The organism is Acidisphaera sp. S103, from assembly GCF_009765975.1.
GTDB lineage: Bacteria > Pseudomonadota > Alphaproteobacteria > Acetobacterales > Acetobacteraceae > Rhodopila.
This window is the reverse complement of sequence record NZ_LMUJ01000060.1, coordinates 299,207-322,099: the sequence shown is the minus strand read 5'-3', so window position 1 is coordinate 322,099 and position 22,893 is coordinate 299,207. Positions and strand designations below refer to the sequence as shown.

Genomic DNA, 22,893 nt, shown 5'->3' with positions numbered 1-22,893 from the left:
TTGACGATGCGGACGGGATTCGCCCTGCTGGACGACGAATGACCGAGTGGCTGTTCCACTCGATTTTGAACTACTAGCGTACCGAATTGGCGATGCGTGTGTGCTGTGCAATGGCTTGCGACGCGGGATTCTTTCATCAGGCACAGGCCTGTATCGATACGTTAACAAACTGTATCGCCGGAATTGCGGACTCCGCCATCGACATCGCCTTCGTCGCAATCGGTTTGACGAAGGGACAGCAGGATTGGCTGGAAGCGAGACAGGTACTCATCTTCAAAGGACTGCGGGAGCTGCCGTGTTTCGCCGGTGCGCCCGATCACGCCTATGCATTGACCTGCCGGCCCTATTTGCCTTGGATTTTTCCAGGATATGACGGGTAAGTGTGGATCGACTGCGATATCCGCTTTCTGCTGCCAACCGGCCTAGCGACCTATCTCCGGTGCCTGGCGGACCCACATGCGTCGGTCGCGATCGCCCAGGAAACCGAGGGTGCCTACTGCGTGAACGCCGACCCGAAGTTGGCCTACAATTATCACAACGGTCGTGTGACGCGCTTGCTGGAGGTTTACAATCCCGCGTTGGTGGAACAATGCCGGTATTATACGCCGTTCAACAGCGGGGTGTTCGCCGCCCGCCGCGATTCACCGATTTGGGGGCAGTTCCGCCACAACCTGCATCTGTCGCTCGCCGCTCGATATGACAGGATGCGGGAGCAGGACGCCTTGAACATCGCCATTCTGGAACCGGGACGGGCGATACGAATGCCGTCGGTCTGCAACTGGTTGTGCTCACTGGCGCTGCCGGTTCGGTGGGCGGACGGCACATGGCGCCATCCGCATGAGCAGGACCGGGTGATATCCGTCGCGCACCTGACAAATTCGTCGGACGTCATCGAGACCGACGCTGGCCCATCACGCTTCTATGACCTGTACAAGCGCATGGGCCTGACGGCCTAGTATCGCGCATCATAGAAGCGCGATACGCCGGTCTTGGCCGGACGTATCCGATTCACGCGGCGAGTCGTGGTCGCGTTGCGACTCACGGCTTCTTCGCGACCGGGTACTAGTTCTTTGTTTTCAGTGGCCTGCCGATCCCAGAAATCCGTCGCAGAATGCGACGAACTTCTGGGGCAGAACACTAGTCTGCAGTTCGTCCCGCGAGCCGGCGGAACTCCGCCGCCAGCATGTCCGGGTCCGGGTCGGTCAGCCAGACAGCCGGATGATCCACCGCATCCGCCAAAAGCTGCTTGTAGACCTCACGCGGGATCTCCGCCGCGCCGAACTGCGCCAGATGCGAGGTGACAAACTGCGTGTCCAGCAGCCGGAAGTCACCTAGCCGCAGGCGTGCGACCAGATGCACCAACGCGACCTTGGAGGCGTCGCGGGCGAAGCTGAACATGCTCTCGCCGAAGAAAGCGCCGCCAAGGGCCACGCCATACAGCCCGCCCACCAAGGTGCCGTCCTGCCAGGTCTCGACCGAGTGGGCGTGACCCATGCGGAACAACGCGGTGAACAGCCGTTCGATCTGCGGGTTGATCCAGGTATCGGCACGATCCGGCACCAGCGTGGCGCAACCGGCGATGGTGCCGGCGAAGTTGCGGTCGGCGGTCACGGTGTACAGATCCGACAGGACCGTGCGCAGCAGCCGGCGCGACAGATGGAATTCGTCCAGGGGCAGGATTCCGCGCTTGATCGGGTCGAGCCAGAACAGCTTGTCGCCGGCCCGTCCTTCCGCCATCGGGAACAGCCCATGGCGGTACGCGCGCAGCACAAGGTCCGTCGTGACTTCCACGGAGCGTCGGGACATGATCGTATAGTGCTGTCTTGGTAAGCGGATTGGAAGGGCGCGACGCGATGCTGACGATCAGGCACCTCGATCACCTGGTACTGCGGGTGACGGATTTGCGGGCCATGATGGCGTTCTACGCCAACGTGCTGGGCTGTCAGGTGGAGAAGGTGCAGGAGGCATTGGGCTTGTATCAGCTTCGGGCCGGCAGCGCGCTGATCGACCTGGTGCCGGTGGATGGGCCGTTGGGCTCGAAGGGCGGTGCGGCGCCCGGCGAGGAGGGCCGCAACCTGGATCATTTCTGTCTACGAGTTGAACCGTTCGACGCCGATGCCATCATCGCGCATTTGCGGGCGCATGGTGCCGATCCGGCGCCGGTCGCGTCCCGGTATGGTGCCGAGGGTCAGGGGCCGTCGATCTACGTGGCGGATCCGGAAGGCAACATCGTGGAACTGAAAGGACCGCCCGACCCGTAGCCCACGTCAGGGGGTGGCGCTGCCAGTCGGCTTGGCGTCCTGCGTCGTGGGCTTGGTGCCGTCCAATGCCGCGGCGACGGCTGGTGCTGGCTGGGCATCACTCGATGCCGGCGCAACGGTTCCGGGCACAACGGTTCCGGGTGCGACGGCTCCGGGGGTGGAAGACGTTGCCGGCTTGGTGTCATCCAGCGCCCCCGCGACGGACGCGGCGACCGCCGGTGCGGCCACCGTCCCGGCCGGCTGCGTCGTTTGCGGCACGGCCGCGGCCGGTTGCCCATCTGCGGCCTTTGCTTCGGCCGGTTTGGCCGTTGCCGCGGCAACTTCGGCCTTGGCCGCCGCTTTTGCTGGGGGTGACAGAAGCGGATCGGTGTAATCCGGCACGACCCGAGCCTGGTTCCCGGCGATTACCAGCACTTTCTCCCCGAGGGTCAGCGGCACCTTGTCCCTCTGGGTGACACTGACCAAATCGCCGGTCGTCTTGCGGACGATGTACTCGAAGGCTGTCGTGTCGGACGTGACGTGTTCGGCCGCCGATCCGGCGAGGCCGCCCACCAGCGACCCGCCCAGTGCGGAGAACGCGCTGGTCGGCCCGACGCCAACCTGGGCGCCGGCGATGCCACCGGCCGCGGCACCCGTCACCGTGCCGACAGCGCCCGACGCGGAGACCGCGACGTTGCGCACGCCGACGACGACGCCCTGCTCGACCTTGTTCTCTTTCTGCGCCGCATCGCTCGCATAAGTATTCGGCGAATAGCTCGGCCCGCACCCCGACAGGCCAGCCAGAACCAACGCCGGGATCAGGAAACGGAATGTCAAACCGCCATGCTCCTTCGTTTGCCGGCGCTTGGTAGCCGATGACGCGGGGAAAGTCACAGGTCTTTGCAGCAGGGCCATATCCGGGCGTAACATGGTGGCCATGACAAGCACCCCTCCCAAGCGTGATCCCGCGGCCAAACACGGCCTTGCCCGCAACACCGCCAACTACGGCGACAAGGATTTTGCGCTGTATCTGCGACGATCCTTTGCCAAGTCGATGGGCTACTCCCAGGCGATGCTGGATCGTCCGGTGGTGGGGATCGTCGATACCGGATCGGCGTACAACAACTGCCATCGGACCGTGCCGGAACTGGTCGAGGCGGTGAAGCGCGGTGTCCTGGGTGCCGGCGGGTTGCCGATGCCGTTTCCAACGGTGTCGCTGTGTGAGCCGTCGCTGTTCCCGACTTCGATGCACTACCGGAACCTCGCCGCGCTGGATACCGAGGCGATGTTGACCGCTCAGCCGATGGATGCGGCCGTGCTGATCGGCGGGTGCGACAAGACCGTGCCCGCGCAGTTGATGGGGGCGGCGTCTGCGGACATCCCGGCGGTGCAACTGGTGACCGGGCCGATGCTGGCGACTCCGTTTCAGGGGGAGCGACTGTCGGCCTGCACCGACTGCCGGCGGTACTGGGCGCAGTACCGAGCCGGAACGGTCAGTGAGGAGCGGATCGGGCTGCTGGAGGGTCGCCTGGCGACGACGGCGGGAACATGCGGTGTGATGGGCACGGCATCGACAATGGCGTGTATCGCCGAGACACTGGGCATGGTGCCGTTGGGGCATGGGACGATCCCCGCGGTACACGCGGATCGCCTGCGGGCGGCGGAGGAAGCTGGCGCACTGGCGGTGCGATTGATTGCGAACCCGATCAAGCCGTCGCAAATCATGACCCCCCACGCGATCGAGAATGCCTTGCGCGTGCTGCTGGCACTCGGCGGGTCCACCAATGCTCTGATCCACCTGACGGCGATCGCCGGGCGGCTTGGGGTCAAGATCGATCTGCACAAACTGAACGCGTTGTCGGATTCCACCCCGGTGCTGGTCGATCTGAAACCGACCGGTGAAGGGTATATGGAGGATTTCCACGCGGCGGGCGGGATGCCGGCGCTGTTGTGGGAATTGCGCGACCTGCTGCACCTCGACCCTATCGATGTGGCTGGTGTTTCGTTAGGCGAACGACTAGTCGAGCCGGCTTTCGTCGATCGGCGCTACATACGGGCTCGGGCCGAACCGGTGTCGCCGGTGGGCGGGATCGTTGCGCTGTTCGGGTCCCTGGCGCCGCGCGGGGCGATCCTGAAGCGGAGCGCGGCGACCCCGTCGCTGTTCGAGAAAGAGGCGCGGGCGGTGGTTTTCGATGGGCTGGAGGATCTGGCCAACCGCATCGACGATCCCGCGCTGGATGTAACGGTTGACGATATCCTGGTGTTGAAGAACGCTGGATCGTTGACGCCGGCCGGGATGCCGGAGGCCGGGTATCTGCCGATCCCGTCGCGGCTGGCTCGGGCAGGGGTCAAGGACATGGTACGCATGAGCGATTGCCGCATGTCGGGCACGGCGTTCGGCACGATCGTGCTGCACATTACCCCCGAGGCGGCGGCTGGCGGGCCGTTGGGACTGGTGGAAAGCGGGGACCGGATCAGGCTGTCCGTGAAGGATCGGTCGCTGGATCTGCTGGTCCCCGAGGCGGAACTGGCACGGCGGCGGGCGTTGTGGAAACCTCCGGCCAAGCCGAAGCGCGGGTGGGACAGGTTGATCGTGGATCAGGTGTTGCAGGCGGATGAGGGGTGCGATCTGGCGGTGCTGCGGGCGGAGGGGTGATGTGATAGGGTAGTTTTATTGAGCATTGCTCTTCGCGCACCGATGAGTTTGGAGGAATTCCTTGCGTGGGAGGAACGGCAGGAATTCGATGGATTCGAACCGGTGGCGACGACCGGCGGGACGTCGGACCATTCGGCGATCGAGCGTAACCTGATCTTCTCACTGACGGGCCGCCTGCGTGGGAAACCATGCCAGCCCTATACCAGTAATCTGAAAATCTTCGTGGCCGGGTCGATCCGCTGTCCGGATGCGTTTGTTGTGTGCTCGCCAATTCCACGTGGAACCTTGGTGGTGACAGAGCCGGTTGTCGTGTTCGAAGTGCTCAGTCCAAGCACGGCCAGCACCGATATTGGGGTGAAAAACGAGGAATACCGCGATACGCCGTCGGTCAAACGCTACGTCATGCTGGCGCAGGACCGTCAACTAGCCACGGTGTTCACGCGTGTCGGCGATGATTGGGTGGGACATATTGTCTCGGGCGATGCGATCCTGGGCATGCCGGAAATCGGAATCGACGTTCCATTGGCCGGACTATATGAACGTGTTTCATTCGACCAGACGGCTGAGCCAGACGTCCAGGCCACCGTTCGCCTTTAGCGCAAGAAGATACCCCGCGCGGCCGGCCGTCATCCACGGTTCCGCCGGCGGCGTAACGCAAGTGATCGTGTGTCTTCTCGTCCATGCCACCATCAACGGACACCACAATGCTCGACGGCAACACAGACGACACGATCCGGGACATCCTGACGACGACAAGCCGCATCGCACTGGTCGGCGCGTCGGCAAAACCGTGGCGCGCCTCGCACGAGGTCATGCGGTTCCTGCTCGACCGAGGCTACGACGTTACCCCCGTCAACCCTGGCCTCGCCGGCCAGACCATCCACGGCCGTAATGTCGTCGCCACCCTCGCCGAGGCGGCACCGCTCCAAATGGTCGACGTCTTCCGAGCCTCCATCCACGTCGCGGCGCTTACCGATCAGGCCGTCCAGCTTGGTGCCACGATCATCTGGATGCAGTTGGGCGTCATCGACCAGCAGGCCGCCGCCACGGCGCGCGCCGCCGGGCTTATCGTCGTCATGGACCGTTGCCCGGTTATCGAGGACCGCCGCCTCGGCCCCTTCGGCACCGTCCGTACAAAGCATTGAACCCAACCTTGATAAGCGCCACATTCCGGGCGTTCGGCCTATCCTGACGGACCCACCAGGGGACATCCCATGACGAACGAAGAACGCGACATCATCGGCCAGTTCATCGCCCGTGTCGGCGGCGCGGCCCAGCCCTCGGGTTTCGCGAGCGGATCGGTTCCCGCCACCCAACCGGCCTTGCCGCCGGTCGACCGGGACGCCGACGCCTTCATCGGCCAGTCATTCACCCAGTATCCGGAGGCGCGCTACCGCATCACCCAGCTCGCGTTCGTGCAGGAACACGCGCTTGCCGAAGCGCAGAACCGCATCCAGCGGCTGGAGTGGGAACTGCAACAAGCCCAGCAAGCCGCCCAGCAGACGCAACAATCCGCGGCGAAGCCCGCTGGCGGCGGTTTTTTCGGTAGCTTGTTCGGTAGCGCCGCACGGCCTCAGCCTCAGCAGGCCCCACCTCAGGGCGGCGATCCACGCTGGGGCGGCGGACAGGCGGCCCCTGGCTATCAAGGCGCCCAGCCACAACAGCCCTACTACCAACAGGCGGCCCCACCGCCGCCGCAATACCCGCCGAACTACCAGCAAGGCATGTTCCAGCAACGCGGCTCCGGTTTCCTCGGGTCCGCCCTGACCACGGCCGCGGGCGTCGCCGGTGGCATGGTCGCCGGTGAGGCGCTGATGAGCCTGTTTTCCCCACACCGGGGCTTCGAGGGTGGCGGCGCTTTCGGTGGTGGCGGCTACGGTGGCGGCCCGGGCGCCAGCCCGTGGGCGTCGCCACCCCCTCCGAACCAGGACTACGTCGACACCGGAAGCTGGGACCAGGGCGGCGGCGCGGCCCCCGCCAGCAACCAGGACTACGTCGACAACGGCACCTGGGACCAACCCAGCGGAGGTAGCGGCGGCGGCAACGATGGCGGCTGGGACAGCGGCAGCGATAACAGCAGCGGCAGTGACGGCGGTTGGGACAGCGGCGACAGCGGAAGCGGCAATTCCGACGACACTTTCTGATCCGCCGGCCCGCGGACGAAAAAAAACGGCGGTGCTTGTGGCACCGCCGAAGTTTAGGGAGGAAACGTCCAAGAAAGCAGTGCGCCTAAGCGCGGTCTGCGATCCAGAGAATGGCCTTTGCACCCGCAGCATGCAAGAGGTTTTTTGCTGCGCCGCAGCATTTATACGCCGAGCAGCCGATGTGTTGCATATATGCTACATAACTGAGCATGCCTCTATACATCCGCCCATACCGCACACCAATCAGGCAGCATCGCCCTGCGTTGCCTTCGCCAGGGCAATCACCGTGCCTAAACTATTGGCCATGTCGGTCGGGATCAGCACTGTCGTCCCCCGTTCCTTGTTCATCTCGTACAGCAAATTCATCTGCCGCAGCTTCAGCGCGTTCGGATCGCTGCCATATAGCTTGGCAGCCTCCAGTATCTGTTCCGCGATCGCCTGCTCCGCCGAGGCCAGTGTGACACGAGCATCCTTCTCTCGCTCCGCCTGCGCCTGACGGCTCATCGCGTCCTGCAGCTCTCGCGGGATCGAGACATCCTTGATCTCCACGCTGCTGGCGGTGACGCCCCAAGTGCTCGTTTTGCCGGTGATCGCCGCCCGCAGCAGCTCATCAGCCGTCTTCCGATCGGATAGCAGCCTCGACAGGTCGGTGGACCCGATCATCTCCCGCAGGCTGGTCTGCGCAACCCGCTCGATTGCCTGGCGGTAGTCGGCGATGCGGATGGCGGCGGCTTCAGCATTCTCCACCTGCCAGAACACGATCGCATCGACGCCCACCGCCACGGTGTCGCGGGTCAAGGCCTGTTCCGCGGTGATCGTGGTGGTCTGGATGCGCAGATCGATCACCTGGGCGACCGCATCGACGATCGGAAACACCAGATAGATGCCTGGCCCGGCGACCCTGTCGAAACGCCCGAGCCGCAGGATCACCGCTCGCTGCCACTCCGAGGCGATGCGGATCACACGCCCCAGGATCACCAAGACCAAGAACACAATGATGACGACGAACGCGAGGCTCATGGGACGTCTCCCCGATTATGCCGTCATTATACGCCATCCCGAAAGCCCGCGTAACATCGTCACGGTCGGGACGCGAACACATGGTGGTTGACGGGTCGCACCACACCTATATTGCTAAGCCAAACAGCACGCGGTCCGACCCCCTCGCGTCAGGCGGATCGGCCCGCCAATCACGGAGCCAACCACCATGGCTGACATCAACCCCCAAGTGCCGGTGACGGTGCTGACCGGCTATCTCGGCGCCGGCAAGACCACGCTGCTCAACCGCATCCTGACCGAGAATCACGGCCGCAAATATGCCGTGGTGATCAACGAATTCGGCGAACTCGGCGTCGACAACGATCTCGTCGTGGATAGCGATGAGGAAGTGTTTGAGATGAACAACGGCTGCATCTGCTGCACCGTGCGCGGCGACCTGATCCGCATTGTCGGCGGCCTGATGAAGCGGCGCGACAAGTTCGACGGGATCATCATAGAGACGACCGGTCTCGCCAACCCCGCCCCGGTGGCACAAACCTTCTTCGTCGACGACACCGTCAAGGCGAAGACCCGCCTGGACGCGATCGTCACCGTCGTGGACGCCAAGCACCTGCCCGCCCGCCTGGCCGACAGCCATGAAGCGGCGGACCAGATTGCTTTTGCCGACGTCATCGTGCTGAACAAGACCGACCTGGTGACGCCCGAGGAGCTCGACGCCGTCGAGGCCACGATCCGCAAGATCAACCGCTTCGCCATTATCCACCGGACGCAACGGGCCGAACTGCCGATCGCGCAGGTGATGGACCGCGGCGCCTTCGACCTGGCCCGCATCCTGGCGCTGCACCCGGACTTCCTGGATGGCGACGACGACCACGAACACAATGAAGATGTCTCCTCCATGAGCTTCGAGGTCGAGAAGCCGATCGACCCGGAGAAATTCAACGCTTGGATTGGCGTGCTGCTGCAGGACAAGGGCGCGGATCTGCTGCGGACCAAGGGCATCCTGTATTACGCCAACGAGGACCGGCGGTTCGCCTTCCAGGCCGTGCATATGATCGCCGACGGCGACTTCATCGGTCCGGCAAAGGACGGCGATCCGCGGGCCAGCCGCCTGGTGTTCATCGGCCGCAACCTGAACCGCCCGCAACTGCGCCGCGGCTTTGAAAGCTGCGTGGCGGATTAGACTCCCACCCTGCCGAAAAAGGCGAAGGCCTCCCTCACGGCAAGACGCGTAGAGAAACAGGACTCGCATGAGCCAAACCGCCGAAGCCACATTCCTGCTGCAGACCCGCGGCACCTTCCGCGCTCTTGACGCGTTCGTCGTCGGCGCCCGTTTCTCCCGCGACGGCCGGCGTGTCGGGTTTGCCCTGGGGGATGGGACCGTACATATCGCCGCCGTAGGTGGGCCGAGCGACCGGAACGCCGTGACCGTTCATGACGGGGCGGTCCTGGACTTCACGTCCGACCCCGCGGGCGACGGCTTCATCTCCGGCGGAGACGACGGCAAGCTTCGCCGTCTCACCGCCGACGGCGCCGTGTCCGATGTGGCCAGCTTCGGCGGGAAATGGGTCGAGCACGTCGCCACCTACGCGCTCGATAAGGGCAAGGGGCTGATCGCCGCGAGTGCGGGGAAGATCGTGCGTCTGTTCGACCAGTCGGGCCAACTGCTGAAGGAACTGTCCCACCCGTCCACCGTCACCGGCCTGGTGTTCGACGGCAAGGGCAAGCGGATCGGCGTCTCGCACTACAACGGCGCCTCGTTATGGTTCGTCGCCGCCAAGACCGACACGCCGCGCAGGCTCGAATGGAAAGGCAGCCACACCGGCATCATCATCCACCCGGAAGGCGATGCGGTGGTCACGGCGATGCAGGAGAACGCCCTGCATGGCTGGAAACTGCCCAACGGCGAGCATATGCGCATGAGCGGCTACCCCGCCAAGACCGCCAGCCTGTCGTTCACGCGCAGCGGCAAATGGATGGCCAGCAGCGGCGCCGACGCGATGGTGCTGTGGCCGTTCTTCGGCGGCGGTCCGATGGGCAAGGCACCGCTGGAACTTGCGGGCGGTGACGGCATCATCTGCACGCAGGTTGCCTGCAATCCGAACAACCTTGTCGTCGCCGGCGGCTTCGCCGATGGGTTGGTGGTGGTGGCGGATATCGATTCCTCCCGCGTGCTGCCGATCGTGCCGCCCGAACATGGGCCGGTCAGCACCCTGGCCTGGAGCCCGAACGGCGTGCTGCTGGCCGTCGGCACCGAAATCGGGTTCAGCGCGGTGATCGATTTCGCCAAACGCTGAGGCCCGGTGCAAGGATGTTCACTTCTCGTTCCTATGAGCGATGTAAGAACAAAGTAAGAAAAACGCCTCGAAGCACATGGGGCCTAAACGGTTGACGCGCATTTATCCTTGAAGCTCGCGTCATGGTCGGTAAGGCACATCAAATCGTATCCAGATTGCTACCAATGGTTGAATAACTTGACCAAGCCGTGCATCATGGGTGTATGCATTGCCAAACCTCTCTATTTTTCAACAAAAATTTAGGACTACTGCGGCTTTTTCGCTCGATCCGCGATTGCCGTGTTCATCGCGATTACACGCGAAATGACATGCGATTCCCACCTTATACAACCTATCGGCCGACCCCGGCCGACGTAACCGCCTGGGTTCGCTGCCGCTCAGCCATCCGCCGAACCACCCATGATATAGCCACCAACATGACGGGAAACGTCGGCCCATGACCACCAAGACCCTCCCCGATTCAACCTCCTCCTACTACACCTACACCGGATCCGGCGTCACGCTGGTCAACACGGGCGTCCAGGGCAAGCCGGGCGCCAGTGGCCTCAATTTCGGCTTCATCGTCAGCGGCAACAACGACACGCTGGTCAACGACGGCACCGTTTTTGGTCAACACGTCCCGGTTTACATCACTGGCTCCGGCGGCAGCGTCATCAACGCGGCGGGAAAATACATCGCCGCCACCGAACCCGTTCAGGGCGGTGTCAATTTCTACAATTTCAGCGGCACCGTCACCAACTACGGCACCATCAGCGGCGCTCCCAATGCAACCAACGGCGAAGGGGGCAACGCCGTCGAGATGCGGCACGGCGGCCTCGTCACCAACTTCGGCACGCTGGAAAACGGCGGCGCTTTGTTCCGCCTCGCGCCCGGCACGCTCGTCAACACCGGCGTGATCCTCGGTAACGCCGCGTACGGCGGCGTCTATATGCAAGCCGGCGGCACCGTCACCAACCTGGCCGGTGGTCAGATCTCATCGAACGGCGCCACCGAGTCTTACCACGGTGCGCCTCCGTACGGCGTATTCATCCATGGCGCCGCTGGCACGGTCACCAACGTCGGAACGATCGACGGCGGATCCGGCAACGCGGTGTTGCTGTCCACCGGGTTCCAGAACCGGGTCATCGTCGACCCCGGCGCGGTCTTCGTCGGAACCATCAACGGCGGTACCGCCGTTGATGCCACGCTGGAACTGGCCTCCAGCGTCAGCCAGGGTGTTCTGAGCGGGATCGGCACCCAGTTCATCAACTTCGGCACCCTCGCCTTCGATCCGTCTGCATCCTGGCGGGTCAACGCCACGACATCCATCGCCTCGGCGACGATCACCGGCTTCGGCGCCACCGACACCATCGATCTGGGCGGCTTCGTCGCGGTCAGCGACACGTTCTCGGCCAACACGCTGGTGCTGACCAACGCCAGCAACGCCCATGTGACGCTGCACATGCAGGGCACGTTCGCCACCGCCAATTTCACCCTCGCCAATGACGGCGACGGCGGTACCGACCTCGGCTTCGCCACGCTCGCGCCCGCCGCCCTGGTCTACGGCCAGACGATCGACGAAACCGGCATCGTCGCGACGACCGAAACCGTCAGTGCCGGCGTCATGACCTTGTTCAACGCCGGCGGCACCGCGGTCGGCACCATCAGTGTCGGCACCAGCCTGGCCACCGGCGATTTCACGCTCCGATCGGATGGGTCGGGCGGCACCGACGTCATCGTGGACACGATCTTCGGCACCTACGAATCCGGCGTGACGCTGCTGACCAACCCCACGACCATCGCCAGCACCGCGTCTGTCAGCGCAACCACCGGTGCGGCCCTGTCCAATCCCGGCGGAGCCAACTGGTCCATCACCAACTATGGCTCGGTCAACGGCGCGACCAACGCCAACGGCATTCAACTGGGCAACGGCGACACGCTGGTCGGCGGCAGCACGATCACCAACGAAGCGGGTGGCTTGATTCGCGGCCGATATGGCATGCTGCTGTACAACGGCACCAACGACCTCATCGTCAACCTGGCAGGCGCCACGATCGCGGCAGCCGGAGCGACCGCCGACCGAGCCATCGATATGGAGGTCGACTCGGGCGTGGTGGTCAACGCCGGCCTGATCCTCTCCCAGACGGGCGGGGCATTTGACGTCGGCGTGGAACTGGATGGTGGCGGCTCGCTCACCAACACCGCGACCGGAACGATCACCGGCGGCTGGGGTGTGCTCGTTTCGGGGACGGGCACCGTCACCAACGCCGGCACGATCAGCGGCGCTTTCAGCGGCGAATTCGCCGTGGCGCTCGGTAGCGGCGATCGCCTGATCGTCGATCCCGGCGCGGTCTTCTCCGGTGCGGTCAACGGCGGCTGGATCGGCGGCAGCAGCACGTTGGAGCTGGCGTCGGCGGCCAGCGCCGGAACCCTGTCCACCACCAACTTCACCAATTTCAGCACGATCGATTTCGACACCGGCGCGACATGGACGGTGCAGGGTTCGACCACAGCACTGTCCGGGTCCATCTTCGGCTTCACCCTCGGCGACACCATCGACCTGACCGGCTTCGCCGCCGTCAGCGAAACCTTCGTCAGCAATACGCTGGTACTGACGAACGCCGGCGGCACGCACCAGACGCTGCACGTCCAGGGCAACCTTCTCACCGGCAACTTCGCTATCTCCAATGATGGCGACGGCGGCACCGACATCGCCTTCGGCACGGCGCCGCTGCTCTACGGCCAGACGATCGATGAAGCCGGCATCGTCGCCGTGACCGAAACGGTCAGCACCGGCGTCATGACGCTGTTCAACGGCGGTGGAACGGCGGTGGGCACCATTGCCGTCGGCGGCACCTTGAACAGCAGCGATTTCACCCTTGCGCCCGACGGGTCCGGCGGCACCGACGTCATCGTGTCCACCGTGTTCGGCACCTATGCCAGCGGCGTGACGCTGTTGACTAACCCCACAACGATCGCGAGCAGCGCCACCGTCAACGCCACCTCGGGAGCCGCGTTGTATGGCCCCGGTGGCACCAACTGGACCGTCACCAACTACGGAGCGGTCAACAGCACCACGGGCGCCAATGGCGTTCAATTGGGCGGCAACACGCAAATCGGGTCCGGCGCACTCACAAACGCCGCCGGCGGCGTGATCAGCGGCCGATATGGCATCCAAGTCTACAACAGTTCTGACGTCGACATCGTGAACCTGGCGGGTGGCACGATCGCCGCAACCGGAACGACCGCCGACCGGGCCATAGATATGGAGATCGGCGCCGGCACGGTCACCAATGCCGGCCTGATTGCCTCTCAACCGAATGGGGCGTTTGACGTCGGCGTCGAATTGGACGGCGGCGGCACGGTCATCAACACCGCCACCGGGACGATCGCGGGCGGCTGGGGCGTGCTCATGTCGGGCGCGGGCACCGTCGTCAACGCCGGCACGATCAGCGGCACTTTCAGCGGCGAATTCGCCGTGGCACTCAATAACGGCGATCGGCTGATCGTCGACCCAGGCGCGGTGTTCGTCGGTGCGGTCAACGGTGGCCGGATCGGCGGCAGCAGCACGCTGGAGCTGGCCTCGGCGGCCAGCGCCGGAACCTTGGCCGCCACCAACTTCACCAATTTCAGCACGATCGATTTCGATGCCGGTGCGGCGTGGACGCTGCAGAGTGCCACCACCGCACTGTCCGGCGCGATCGTCGGGTTCACCTTCGGCGACACCGTCGACCTGACCGGCTTCGCCGCGGTCAGCGAAACCTTCGCTAGCAATGCGCTGGTATTGACCAACGCCAGCAATGCCCATGTCACGCTGAACGTCCAGGGCAACTTCGCCAGCGGCAACTTCGCCTTGTCCGACGACGACGATGGCGGCACCAACATTACTGAGCAACCCTATCTGGCGTATGGCCAGACCGTGGACGAAACCGGCGTCGTCGCGACGACCGAAACGGTCAGCGCCGGCGTCATGACGCTGTTCAACGGCGGCGGAACCGCAGTCGGCTCAATCGCCGTCGGCGGCACGTTGGACGGCAGCGACTTCACCCTTCGATCGGATGGCGCCGGCGGCACCGACGTCATCGTGTCGACGATATTCGGCACCTACACCAGCAGCGTAACACTGCTGACCAACCCCACCACCATCGCCAGCACCGCCAGTATCAGCGGGACGGTGAGTGGCGTCCCCAGCCTGTTCGGACCGGCTGGCACCGCCTGGACCGTTACCAACGAAGGAACCATCCACAACGCCGGCACCAGCACTTACGGCATCAGCTTTGCCGGCGGCGGCACGATCACCAATGCGGCCGGCGGAGTCGTCTACGGCCACAACGGCGGGATCGCCATCTATGGCACCGGCGCCAGCGTGCTCAATCTCGGCCATGTCCAATTCTCGGAATATGGCCCCGGTGTCATCCTGAAGAACGGCGGCACCGTCATCAACGGGCAGGCCGGCGGGACGGCCAGTTCGGCATCGATTTCAGGGTACAATTACGGAGTCCAAATCCAATCCACCGGCACGGCCGGTGAAATCGGCAGTGTCGTCAACTACGGCACCATCGACTCGCCAGGCGGCAAGGGCGTCTCATTGGTCAACGGCGCGTTCGTCAACGGACCGAGCGGGGCGACCGGCGCGCTGGTCGATGCGTATGTCGGCGTCTGCATCACCGAGTCGGGGACCGTCATCAATTTCGGCTCCATCGCCTACACCGGCGGCGGAAACGGCAACTACGGCATCCTCATGGTGGGTGCCGGGACGGTCGGCAACGCGGGACTGATCGAAGCGCAAATCGGGATCGAGGCCCACGCCGACGCCTTCGTGCTGAATGCGGGCAGCATCATATCCACCGGCGGTACATCCGGCGTAGCGATCCAGTTTGCCGGCGGAACCAACCTGCTGGTCGCAGAACCGGGTGCGGTGTTCGTCGGCAGCCTCAGCGCGGCCGGCACGACGACGCTGGAGTTGGGATCGGGCGGCGCCGGCACGCTGGCTGGGTTCGGCGATACCGTCACCAATTTCACCTCGCTGGTGTTCGAAGCGGGCGCGCAATGGACCGTCGCCGGCGATGATTCGGATGCCGGCTTGGGTACGCTGGGTATCGGCGGCTTTACCTTCGGCGACACCATCGACCTGACGGGATTCGCCGCGGTCAGCAGCACCTTTGCCAGCGACACGCTGGTGCTGACCGATGCCGGCGGCGGGCACGACACGCTGAGCATCGAGGGCGCCTTCGTCAGCGGCAATTTCCATCTATCGAGCGACGGCACTGGCGGCACCGACATCGCCTTCGGCGCCCCGCCGTTGCTGTATGGCGAGACGATCGATGAGGTCGGGATCATCGCGACGTCGGAAACCGTCACCACCGGCGTCATGACCCTGTTCGCCGGCGCCAGTCCGGTCGGCACGATCGCCGTGGGCACCACGCTGGACACCGGCGACTTCACCCTGCGGCCGAACGGCCCCACCGCCACCGACGTCATCGTGTCCACGGTGTTCGGCACCTACACCAGCAGCGTCACCCTGCTGACCAACCCGACGACCATCGCCGGCACTGCCAGCATCACCGGTTCGGTCACCGGCGGGATCGGGGTCATCGGACCGTCCGGTACCACCTGGACCCTGGTCAACCAAGGCCTGATCGACGAAACCGGCATAGCCAGCCAGGGCATCAGCTTCGCGTCCGCCGGCACGATCACCAACGCCACCGGTGGTGTCATCGAGGCCACCAACGCCGGTATCCGGCTCAACGCCGGCGGATCGGTCACCAACCAGTCGGGCGGCACGATCAGCGGCAAATACGGGATCTACGGCCAGGGAGCCGCTGCCACGGTGGTGAACACCGGCAGCATCGTCGCCAACCCCACCTCGGGCTTCGCCGTTCTCCTGACGTCGGGCGGAACTGTCACGAACCTGTCGGGCGGCACGATCAGCGGCCTTTACGGCGTGCGCGCCTCGACGGACCCCGCCACGGTGGTGAATGCCGGCAGCATCGGCAACGGCTCGTCACTTTCGACGGGCGAGGCGATTGCGCTGCGACACGGCGGATCGGTCACCAATCTGGCCGGCGGCCAGATCATCGCCGGCCGGGAAGGGATCTACATCGGCGGCGCCGCCGGCACGGTGGTCAACGCCGGCACCATCAGCGGCGGATCGGCGGCCGGCTTCGGCATTATTATCGCGACGGCCGGTGCGATCACCAACCAGTCCGGCGGTGTGATCACCGGCCAATATGGCATCCGAGGCGATGAGGCGGCTGTTACCGTCATCAACGCCGGCAGCATCGACGGCAACCTAACCGTCGGTGAGGGTATCTATTTCAACAGCACCGGGTCGGTCACCAACCAGGCCGGCGGCATCATCACCGGGCTCAAGGCCGTCGAAGTGACCGGCGGTTCGGTCACCAATGCCGGCGCCATCGGCGGCAACACGACGCTGGCCACCGGGGCCGGCGTGGCGTTGATCTCCGGCGGGTCCTTCACCAACCAGTCGGGCGGGACCGTCACCGGTTTCGTCGGCGTCTACGGCAAGACCAGCGCCGCGACGGTGGTGAATGCCGGCGGTATCTACGGCAACACGATCAGCGGCCGAGGCGTCTCCCTGGCCGCCGGCGGTTCGGTCAACAATCTGACGACCGGCGTGATCACCGGCTTTGACGGTGTCTTCGCCGCCGGCGGCGCCACCGTGGTGAACGCAGGCAGCATCGGCGGCACCAACGCCGTGATATTCGCGTCCGGCGCAGCCAACCGGCTGGTGTTCGACCCCGGCGCCGTGTTCAGCGGCCTCGTCGACGGCGGCAACGCCATCGGCGCCACCGCGGCCAGCACGCTCGAACTGGCACCCAACGACGACGCCGGCACGTTGAGCGGCCTCGGCACCCAGTTCATCCATTTCGCCCAGGTTGTCGTCGATGCCGGCGCTCGTTGGACGCTCAGCACCGCCAACACCGTCGCCACAGGCGTCACGCTGACCAATGCCGGTTCGCTGACCGCCACCGGCACGCTGCAAAATGACGGCAGCATCATCGGCACCGGCGGCACGGCCGGCGACTACGGCATCGTCATCGGCGCGGCCGGAATCCTGAGCAACCTGGGCGCTGGGTCACTGATCCAGGGCTACGACGGCGTCCTGGTCGGCGTCGGCGGCACCGTGACCAACGCCGGCACGATCGGATCGACCCAAGGCGTCGACGGAGTCGCGCTGCGCTTCACCGGCGGTACCGCTCGGCTGATCGACGATCCCGGTGCGGTGTTCGCCGGCACCGTCAACGGCGGCGGCAGCGCAACGCTGGAACTGGCATCCGCCGCGAGCGCCGGCGTGATCACCGGCCTCGGCGTTTCGGTCACCAACTTTACCTCGCTGGTATTCGATGCCGGCGCACAGTGGACGGTGGCCGGCAACGATGTGCCCGGCGGTCTCGGTACGCTTGGGATCGGCGGGTTCACCCTCGGCGACACCATCGACCTGACCGGCTTCGCCGCCGTCAGCGAGACATTCGCCAGCAACACGCTGGTGCTGACCAATGCCGGGGGCGACCATGATAGCCTGAACATCCAGGGCGCCTTCGCCACCGACAATTTCCTGATCGGCAACGACGGCGACGGCGGCACCGACATCAGCTTCGTGATACCGCCGACCATCGCCGCCGGCGGCACCGTTACCTTCACCGGTGGCGGGCCGGCGGTCACGCTCGACAGCACGCTCAGCATCACCGATCAGGACAGCACCACCCTGGTCGCCGGCACGGTTTCGATCGGCGGCTTCCTGGCCGGCGACACGCTGAACTTCAGTAACCAGAACGGCATCATCGGCAACTTCGACACGGCCACCGGCACGCTGACGCTGACCGGTTCGGCGACGGTGGCGGACTACCAGGCCGCGCTCGACTCGATCACCTACGGGTTCGACCCGACCGACGGCGATCCGACGGACGGCGGCGACACCACGCGCACCATCAACTGGACGGTGAACGACGGAGCCGCCTCCAGCCCGTTGGCCACCAGCACGCTGGACACCGTACACGTGGCGCCCACGATCACCACCGAGGGCACCGTCAGCTTCACCGGCGGCGGCAATTCAGTAGCTCTGGATCCCACCCTGACGCTGACCGACGTGGATAGCGGTGGCCTGCTGAACGGCGGCACGGTCAGCATCGCTGGCTTCGTCTCGGGCGACATCCTATCGGCCGACACGATCGGCACGTCGATCACCGCCAGCTTCGACTCCCTGACCGGCGTGCTGACGCTGACCGGCAGCGACACCCTGACCGACTATCAGGACGTGCTGCGCAGCGTCACCTACAGTTTCAACCCCACCGATGGCGATCCTACTGGCGGCGGCGGCGATACCAGCCGCACCATCGACTGGCTGGTCACCGACGGCGCCACCACCAACGCTGTCAGCAGCACCGGCACCAGCACGCTGGACACCGTCCATGTCGGCCCGACGATCACCGCCGCCGGGACGGTCGCGTACGTCGCCGACGGCACCGCCACGGTGCTGGATTCCGCCGTCACCATCACCGACGTCGACAGCACCGGCACCGTCCACGCCGCGACGGTGTCGATCGGCAACGGCTTCACCCTTGGCGACCTACTGAACTTCACCACCCAGAACGGCATCATCGGCAACTACGACACCGCCACCGGCACGCTGACCCTCAGCGGCGATGCGACGATCGGCGACTACCAGACGGCACTGGACTCGATCACCTACACGTTCACGCCGGACGGCGGCGATCCCACCGCCGCGGGCACCGACCCCAGCCGCACCATCAGTTGGACCGTCAACGACGGAGTCGACACCTCCGCCGCCGCGTCCTCCACGCTCGATATCTCGCTGCCGTCCCCGGTGATCGACGGGACAGCCGCCGGCCAGGCCACCACGGATGAAGCAACGATCGATCCGTTCTCCGGCGTTTCGATCACCGATCCGAACAGCGGCCAAACCGAGACGATCACCATCACCGTCAGCAATGGCGGCACCCTGAGCGATGCCGACGGCACGCTGTCGGGCACCGGCCTGACCAAGACCGGCACCGGCACCTACACGCTGGCGGCCGGGTCCCCGACCGCGGTGACGGCGGAGCTGGATGCGCTGGTCTTCACCCCGACCGCCCATCAGGTCGTGCCTGGTGGCACGGTGACCACCGGCTTCACCCTCGCCGTCACCGACACCCTGAGCCAGAGCGCCACCGACAGCAGCACCAGCGTGGTGGCCACCGCGGTGAACGACCCGCCGGCCATCACCGGGGCCGTTGCCGGCCAGACGACCACCGACGAAAGCACCTTGTCGCCGTTCTCCGGCGTGGCCATCAGCGACGTCGATATCGGCCAGACCGAGACCGTGACGGTCACCTTGTCCGATACCGCGAACGGGGCCCTGTCCAACCTGGGCGGCGGCGGCTACGACAGCGTTACCGGCGTCTACAGCGTCACCGGCAGCGACAGCGCCGTCACCATCGCGCTGGATGGCCTGGTGTTCACGCCGACGGTTCACCAGGTGGCGCCCGGCGGGTCCGTCACCACCACCTTTACCATCGCGGCGACCGATACCGCGGGCGGTACCCACAGCAACAGCACCACAAGCGTGGTGGCCACCGCGGTCAACGACCAACCGGTCATCAGCGGTGCGGTCGCCGGCCAGATCACCACCGACGAAGCGACGATCGATCCGTTCTCCGGCGCCGGCATCAGTGACGTCGATTTCGGCCAGACCGAGACTGTCACCGTCACCCTGTCCAATGACGCCAACGGCACGCTGTCGAACCTGGATGGCGGCAGCTACGACAGCGGCACCGGCATCTATAGCGTCACCGGTAGCGATGCCGCTGTCACCACCGCCCTGGACAGCTTGGTCTTCACGCCCACCGCCCATCAGGTGGCACCGGGCGGGTCCGTCACCACAACCTTCACCATCGCGGCGACCGATACCGCCGGCGGCATCGCCAGCGACGACACCACGACCGTCACCGCCACCGCCGTGAACGACCCACCGGTCATCACCGGCACCGTCGCCGGCCAGAGGATGAGCGACAACGCCACTATCCGGCCGTTCTTTGGCGTAACGATCAGCGATCCCGACGTCGGCGCCAGCGAAACCGTCACCATCACGTTGACGTATGGCGGCACGCCGACGGACGTGTACGGCACGCTGTCCGGCGCCGGATTGAGCAAGATCGGCAACGGCATCTACACACTGGCCGCCGGCTCGCCGGGTGCGGTGACCACGGCGCTGGACGCGTTGATCTTCACCGCCATTCCAGACCAGGTCGTCCCCGGCCGCACCATCACCATCGGCATGACCCTGTCGGTCACCGACGGCATCGTCGGCACCCCGACGACCGATACCACCACGTCGGTGAATTCCATCGCCTGCTTCGCCGCCGGCACGCGGATCGCCACCCCGCGCGGCACCGTCACGGTCGAACGCCTGCGGGAGGGCGATGTGGTGCTGACGGTCTCCGGCAAGGCACGCCCCGTCCAGTGGATCGGCCGGCGCACCCTGGACTGCAACCGCCACATCGCGCCGGAGCGGGTGAAGCCGGTCCGCATCGCGCCGCACGCGTTCGGTGAGGACCGGCCGAGGCGCGCGCTGCTGCTGTCACCCGATCATTCGGTGTTCATCGAGGACGTCATGATCCCGATCAAGCACCTGATCAACGGCTCGACCGTGACGCAGATCGATGTGCCGAGCGTGACGTATTATCATATTGAATTGGAGAGCCATGATGTGGTGTTGGCGGAGGGATTGCCAGCGGAGACGTATCTCGAAACGGGCGGCCGTTCCGGGTTCGAGAACAGCGGCGGCGTGATCGACCTTCACCCCGATTTCGCACCGGATGAAAACCGGGTCGGCATGGTCTGGCGGAATTTCGCCTACGCGCCGCTGATTGGGACCGACGGGCAACTCGATCGTGTTCGGGTTCGGTTGACGTTGCAGGCTGTGATGCTGGGGCAGCAGGGCAGGGGCGAGCCACAACGGGAGAAGAGGGTGCGGAGGGCGGCGAGGCCTTGAATGCTGTCATCGTTACGTTTCACGCCACAGGAAACCATGCGTCGCGATTTTATCGCACTACGTGGACAACCATACCGAAATGACAACGTAGTGATATCGATATGTTGCAAATCCATATCAATCTTTCCCATGAGTTATCCCTCGATTGTGTGGACGTGGGCGCGCGCGCAGGTGCACTTGGATGCAAATACATACTTGCCAAAGTCACGGGAGCCGGCCCGTCTGTGCGGTAGAGATGCGGTCTGAGTTGTCAGTTCGGCATGGAATTGGGGTTCGATAATGGATTGGCGACTTACTTGGATCATCTTCGAAGGTATCAGGCGGCGCATAATGAGGTGAGCCGACTCAAAAGCGTGATCGTGGATGCCGGAATGTATCTTGATCGATACGCCTTCCGCTGGCCAAGAAGTCGGACGCAAACCATGGTACAACGCTATATGGCTGCCCAGCACCCAAACCGTGAGTGCGAAATTGATCCGAGTTCCTGGCCCCGCAGGTAAACGATCGCCCCTGTGGCCGCTGTGCGCGAGATTGCCGGCGAGCAAATCGCTATCTTACACAACCTCCTGTCGGTCGACGTCGCAAAGGTCGTCTCGGATCCCTCCTAAACGCAGCAGTGCAAAGGGTGTCCCTCTGGGAACGGTCCCAATATCCATAAACGTTGTGCGAATATAGGTACGGCAGATCGCGGCGGACCGCCGAGGGTGTCGGCATCAGCAGCCGATTGACAACGATGACGGATTTCCGTGGTTTTTGGGGCTGAAATCGACAGGAAACCGAGGGTTTCTGGTGGAGGGGGTTGGATTCGAACCAACGTAGGCGCACGCCAGCGGATTTACAGTCCGCCCCCTTTAGCCACTCGGGCACCCCTCCAGACCGGGAAGCGGGGACTAGAGCCAAACCCCTATCCCTGTCAACGCGCGCGTTCGAAGCCGCCGGTTTTCCCACGCCCATGCCGTCAGGCCCACCCATGACACCAACCATCCGGCACCCTTTCGTCGCCTCTTGACCCCACCGCCATTTTCCCCGCACCTCTCCCCCAAACAAAAACCGCCCGGGACGACGTTCATCCACACCCAACCGTAAGACCACGCCAGGATGAGCATCCAAGTCTCGACCCGCACCGCCCACCCCACCTGGCTGCCTTCCCTGCTCGGTCTGTTCATCGCCGTCGGCCCTGCCGCGACCGACATGTATTTGCCCGCCTTCCCGGCGGTGGAGGCCAGTTTCGGCACCGAACCCGGCACCGCGCAACTCACCCTCGCCACCTGGTTCGCCGGCCTCGCCGTCGGCCAGATCACCCAGGGCACCCTGTCGGACCGTTTCGGCCGCCGCATCCCGCTGATGGCTGGATTCCTGGTGTTCACCCTGGCCACACTCGGTTGCGCGCTCGCCCCCAGTCTCACGACGCTGGCCGTCTTCAGGGCCATCGCCGCGTTCGGCGCCTCCGCCGGCATGGTGATCGCCCGCGCCGTGGTGCGCGACCTGTCGGAGGGCCAGGCCGCCGCCATCATGATGTCCCGTCTTGTCCTGGTGATGGGCGTGGCGCCGGTCCTGGCCCCCA

General features: G+C 64.9%; 14 protein-coding genes and 1 tRNA gene. 11 read left to right on the top strand and 4 right to left on the bottom strand.

What is annotated here, in order from left to right; genetic code table 11:
* Positions 1 to 110: 110 nt before the first annotated feature.
* On the top strand, positions 111 to 380 hold the full coding sequence (locus GSQ89_RS20385) for a hypothetical protein (protein WP_158928573.1): 270 nt from the start codon (positions 111 to 113) through the stop codon (positions 378 to 380).
* Positions 381 to 956, top strand: a complete 576-nt coding sequence (locus tag GSQ89_RS20380; RefSeq protein ID WP_158928571.1) for a hypothetical protein — start codon at positions 381 to 383, stop codon at positions 954 to 956.
* Between the two features lie 181 nt (positions 957 to 1,137).
* On the opposite strand, the gene aat is transcribed toward GSQ89_RS20380, so the two are convergent.
* Positions 1,138 to 1,806, bottom strand: coding sequence for a leucyl/phenylalanyl-tRNA--protein transferase (aat, locus tag GSQ89_RS20375; RefSeq protein ID WP_158928569.1), 669 nt, complete (start codon positions 1,804 to 1,806; stop codon positions 1,138 to 1,140).
* A 47-nt stretch (positions 1,807 to 1,853) separates the two neighbouring features.
* On the opposite strand from aat, the gene GSQ89_RS20370 reads away from it, so the two are divergent.
* Positions 1,854 to 2,261 carry a VOC family protein gene (locus tag GSQ89_RS20370; RefSeq protein ID WP_158928567.1) on the top strand — a complete coding sequence of 136 codons (408 nt, stop codon included), beginning with the start codon at positions 1,854 to 1,856 and terminating at the stop codon, positions 2,259 to 2,261.
* A 6-nt stretch (positions 2,262 to 2,267) separates the two neighbouring features.
* Here GSQ89_RS20370 and GSQ89_RS20365 read toward each other — a convergent pair whose 3' ends face one another.
* On the bottom strand, positions 2,268 to 3,077 hold the full coding sequence (locus GSQ89_RS20365) for a hypothetical protein (protein ID WP_158928565.1): 810 nt from the start codon (positions 3,075 to 3,077) through the stop codon (positions 2,268 to 2,270).
* A gap of 100 nt (positions 3,078 to 3,177) precedes the next feature.
* Here GSQ89_RS20365 and GSQ89_RS20360 point away from each other — a divergent pair, with 100 nt between their 5' ends.
* From GSQ89_RS20360 to GSQ89_RS20345, 4 genes are all read left to right on the top strand, one after another.
* Positions 3,178 to 4,896, top strand: a complete 1,719-nt coding sequence (locus tag GSQ89_RS20360; RefSeq protein ID WP_158928563.1) for a dihydroxy-acid dehydratase — start codon at positions 3,178 to 3,180, stop codon at positions 4,894 to 4,896.
* Between the two features lie 18 nt (positions 4,897 to 4,914).
* Positions 4,915 to 5,493: a Uma2 family endonuclease gene (locus GSQ89_RS20355; protein ID WP_158928561.1), complete on the top strand. Its 579-nt coding sequence runs from the start codon at positions 4,915 to 4,917 to the stop codon at positions 5,491 to 5,493.
* Positions 5,494 to 5,600: 107 nt separating this feature from the next.
* On the top strand, positions 5,601 to 6,041 hold the full coding sequence (locus GSQ89_RS20350; RefSeq protein ID WP_158928559.1) for a CoA-binding protein: 441 nt from the start codon (positions 5,601 to 5,603) through the stop codon (positions 6,039 to 6,041).
* 69 nt (positions 6,042 to 6,110) lie between these two features.
* On the top strand, positions 6,111 to 7,040 hold the full coding sequence (locus GSQ89_RS20345) for a DUF2076 family protein (RefSeq protein ID WP_158928557.1): 930 nt from the start codon (positions 6,111 to 6,113) through the stop codon (positions 7,038 to 7,040).
* 243 nt (positions 7,041 to 7,283) lie between these two features.
* On the opposite strand, the gene GSQ89_RS20340 is transcribed toward GSQ89_RS20345, so the two are convergent.
* Positions 7,284 to 8,060 (bottom strand): slipin family protein, encoded by a 777-nt coding sequence (locus GSQ89_RS20340; RefSeq protein WP_158928555.1) that lies wholly within the window; start codon positions 8,058 to 8,060, stop codon positions 7,284 to 7,286.
* A 187-nt stretch (positions 8,061 to 8,247) separates the two neighbouring features.
* On the opposite strand from GSQ89_RS20340, the gene GSQ89_RS20335 reads away from it, so the two are divergent.
* The 3 genes from GSQ89_RS20335 (at position 8,248) to GSQ89_RS20325 (ending at position 21,329) form a co-directional block, all read left to right on the top strand.
* Complete coding sequence (locus GSQ89_RS20335) at positions 8,248 to 9,222, top strand: GTP-binding protein (RefSeq protein ID WP_158928553.1); 975 nt, start codon at positions 8,248 to 8,250, stop codon at positions 9,220 to 9,222.
* Positions 9,223 to 9,289: 67 nt separating this feature from the next.
* Positions 9,290 to 10,336, top strand: a complete 1,047-nt coding sequence (locus GSQ89_RS20330) for a WD40 repeat domain-containing protein (RefSeq protein WP_158928551.1) — start codon at positions 9,290 to 9,292, stop codon at positions 10,334 to 10,336.
* Positions 10,337 to 10,772: 436 nt separating this feature from the next.
* Positions 10,773 to 21,329, top strand: coding sequence for a Hint domain-containing protein (locus GSQ89_RS20325; RefSeq protein ID WP_158928549.1), 10,557 nt, complete (start codon positions 10,773 to 10,775; stop codon positions 21,327 to 21,329).
* A gap of 787 nt (positions 21,330 to 22,116) precedes the next feature.
* Here the strand turns inward: GSQ89_RS20325 and GSQ89_RS20320 are convergent.
* A tRNA-Tyr gene (locus tag GSQ89_RS20320) sits at positions 22,117 to 22,202 on the bottom strand.
* A gap of 225 nt (positions 22,203 to 22,427) precedes the next feature.
* Here GSQ89_RS20320 and GSQ89_RS20315 point away from each other — a divergent pair.
* Positions 22,428 to 22,893: MFS transporter (locus GSQ89_RS20315; RefSeq protein ID WP_158928547.1), on the top strand; the 466-nt coding region annotated here is incomplete at its 3' end.

Coding starts and splice junctions, on each gene's coding strand:
- GSQ89_RS20340 (WP_158928555.1), bottom strand. CDS start 8,060: ATGAGCCTCGCGTTCGTCGTCATCATTGTGTTCTTGGTCTTGGTGATC.
- aat (WP_158928569.1), bottom strand. CDS start 1,806: ATGTCCCGACGCTCCGTGGAAGTCACGACGGACCTTGTGCTGCGCGCG.
- GSQ89_RS20350 (WP_158928559.1), top strand. CDS start 5,601: ATGCTCGACGGCAACACAGACGACACGATCCGGGACATCCTGACGACG.
- GSQ89_RS20335 (WP_158928553.1), top strand. CDS start 8,248: ATGGCTGACATCAACCCCCAAGTGCCGGTGACGGTGCTGACCGGCTAT.
- GSQ89_RS20370 (WP_158928567.1), top strand. CDS start 1,854: ATGCTGACGATCAGGCACCTCGATCACCTGGTACTGCGGGTGACGGAT.
- GSQ89_RS20325 (WP_158928549.1), top strand. CDS start 10,773: ATGACCACCAAGACCCTCCCCGATTCAACCTCCTCCTACTACACCTAC.
- GSQ89_RS20345 (WP_158928557.1), top strand. CDS start 6,111: ATGACGAACGAAGAACGCGACATCATCGGCCAGTTCATCGCCCGTGTC.
- GSQ89_RS20385 (WP_158928573.1), top strand. CDS start 111: ATGGCTTGCGACGCGGGATTCTTTCATCAGGCACAGGCCTGTATCGAT.
- GSQ89_RS20360 (WP_158928563.1), top strand. CDS start 3,178: ATGACAAGCACCCCTCCCAAGCGTGATCCCGCGGCCAAACACGGCCTT.
- GSQ89_RS20330 (WP_158928551.1), top strand. CDS start 9,290: ATGAGCCAAACCGCCGAAGCCACATTCCTGCTGCAGACCCGCGGCACC.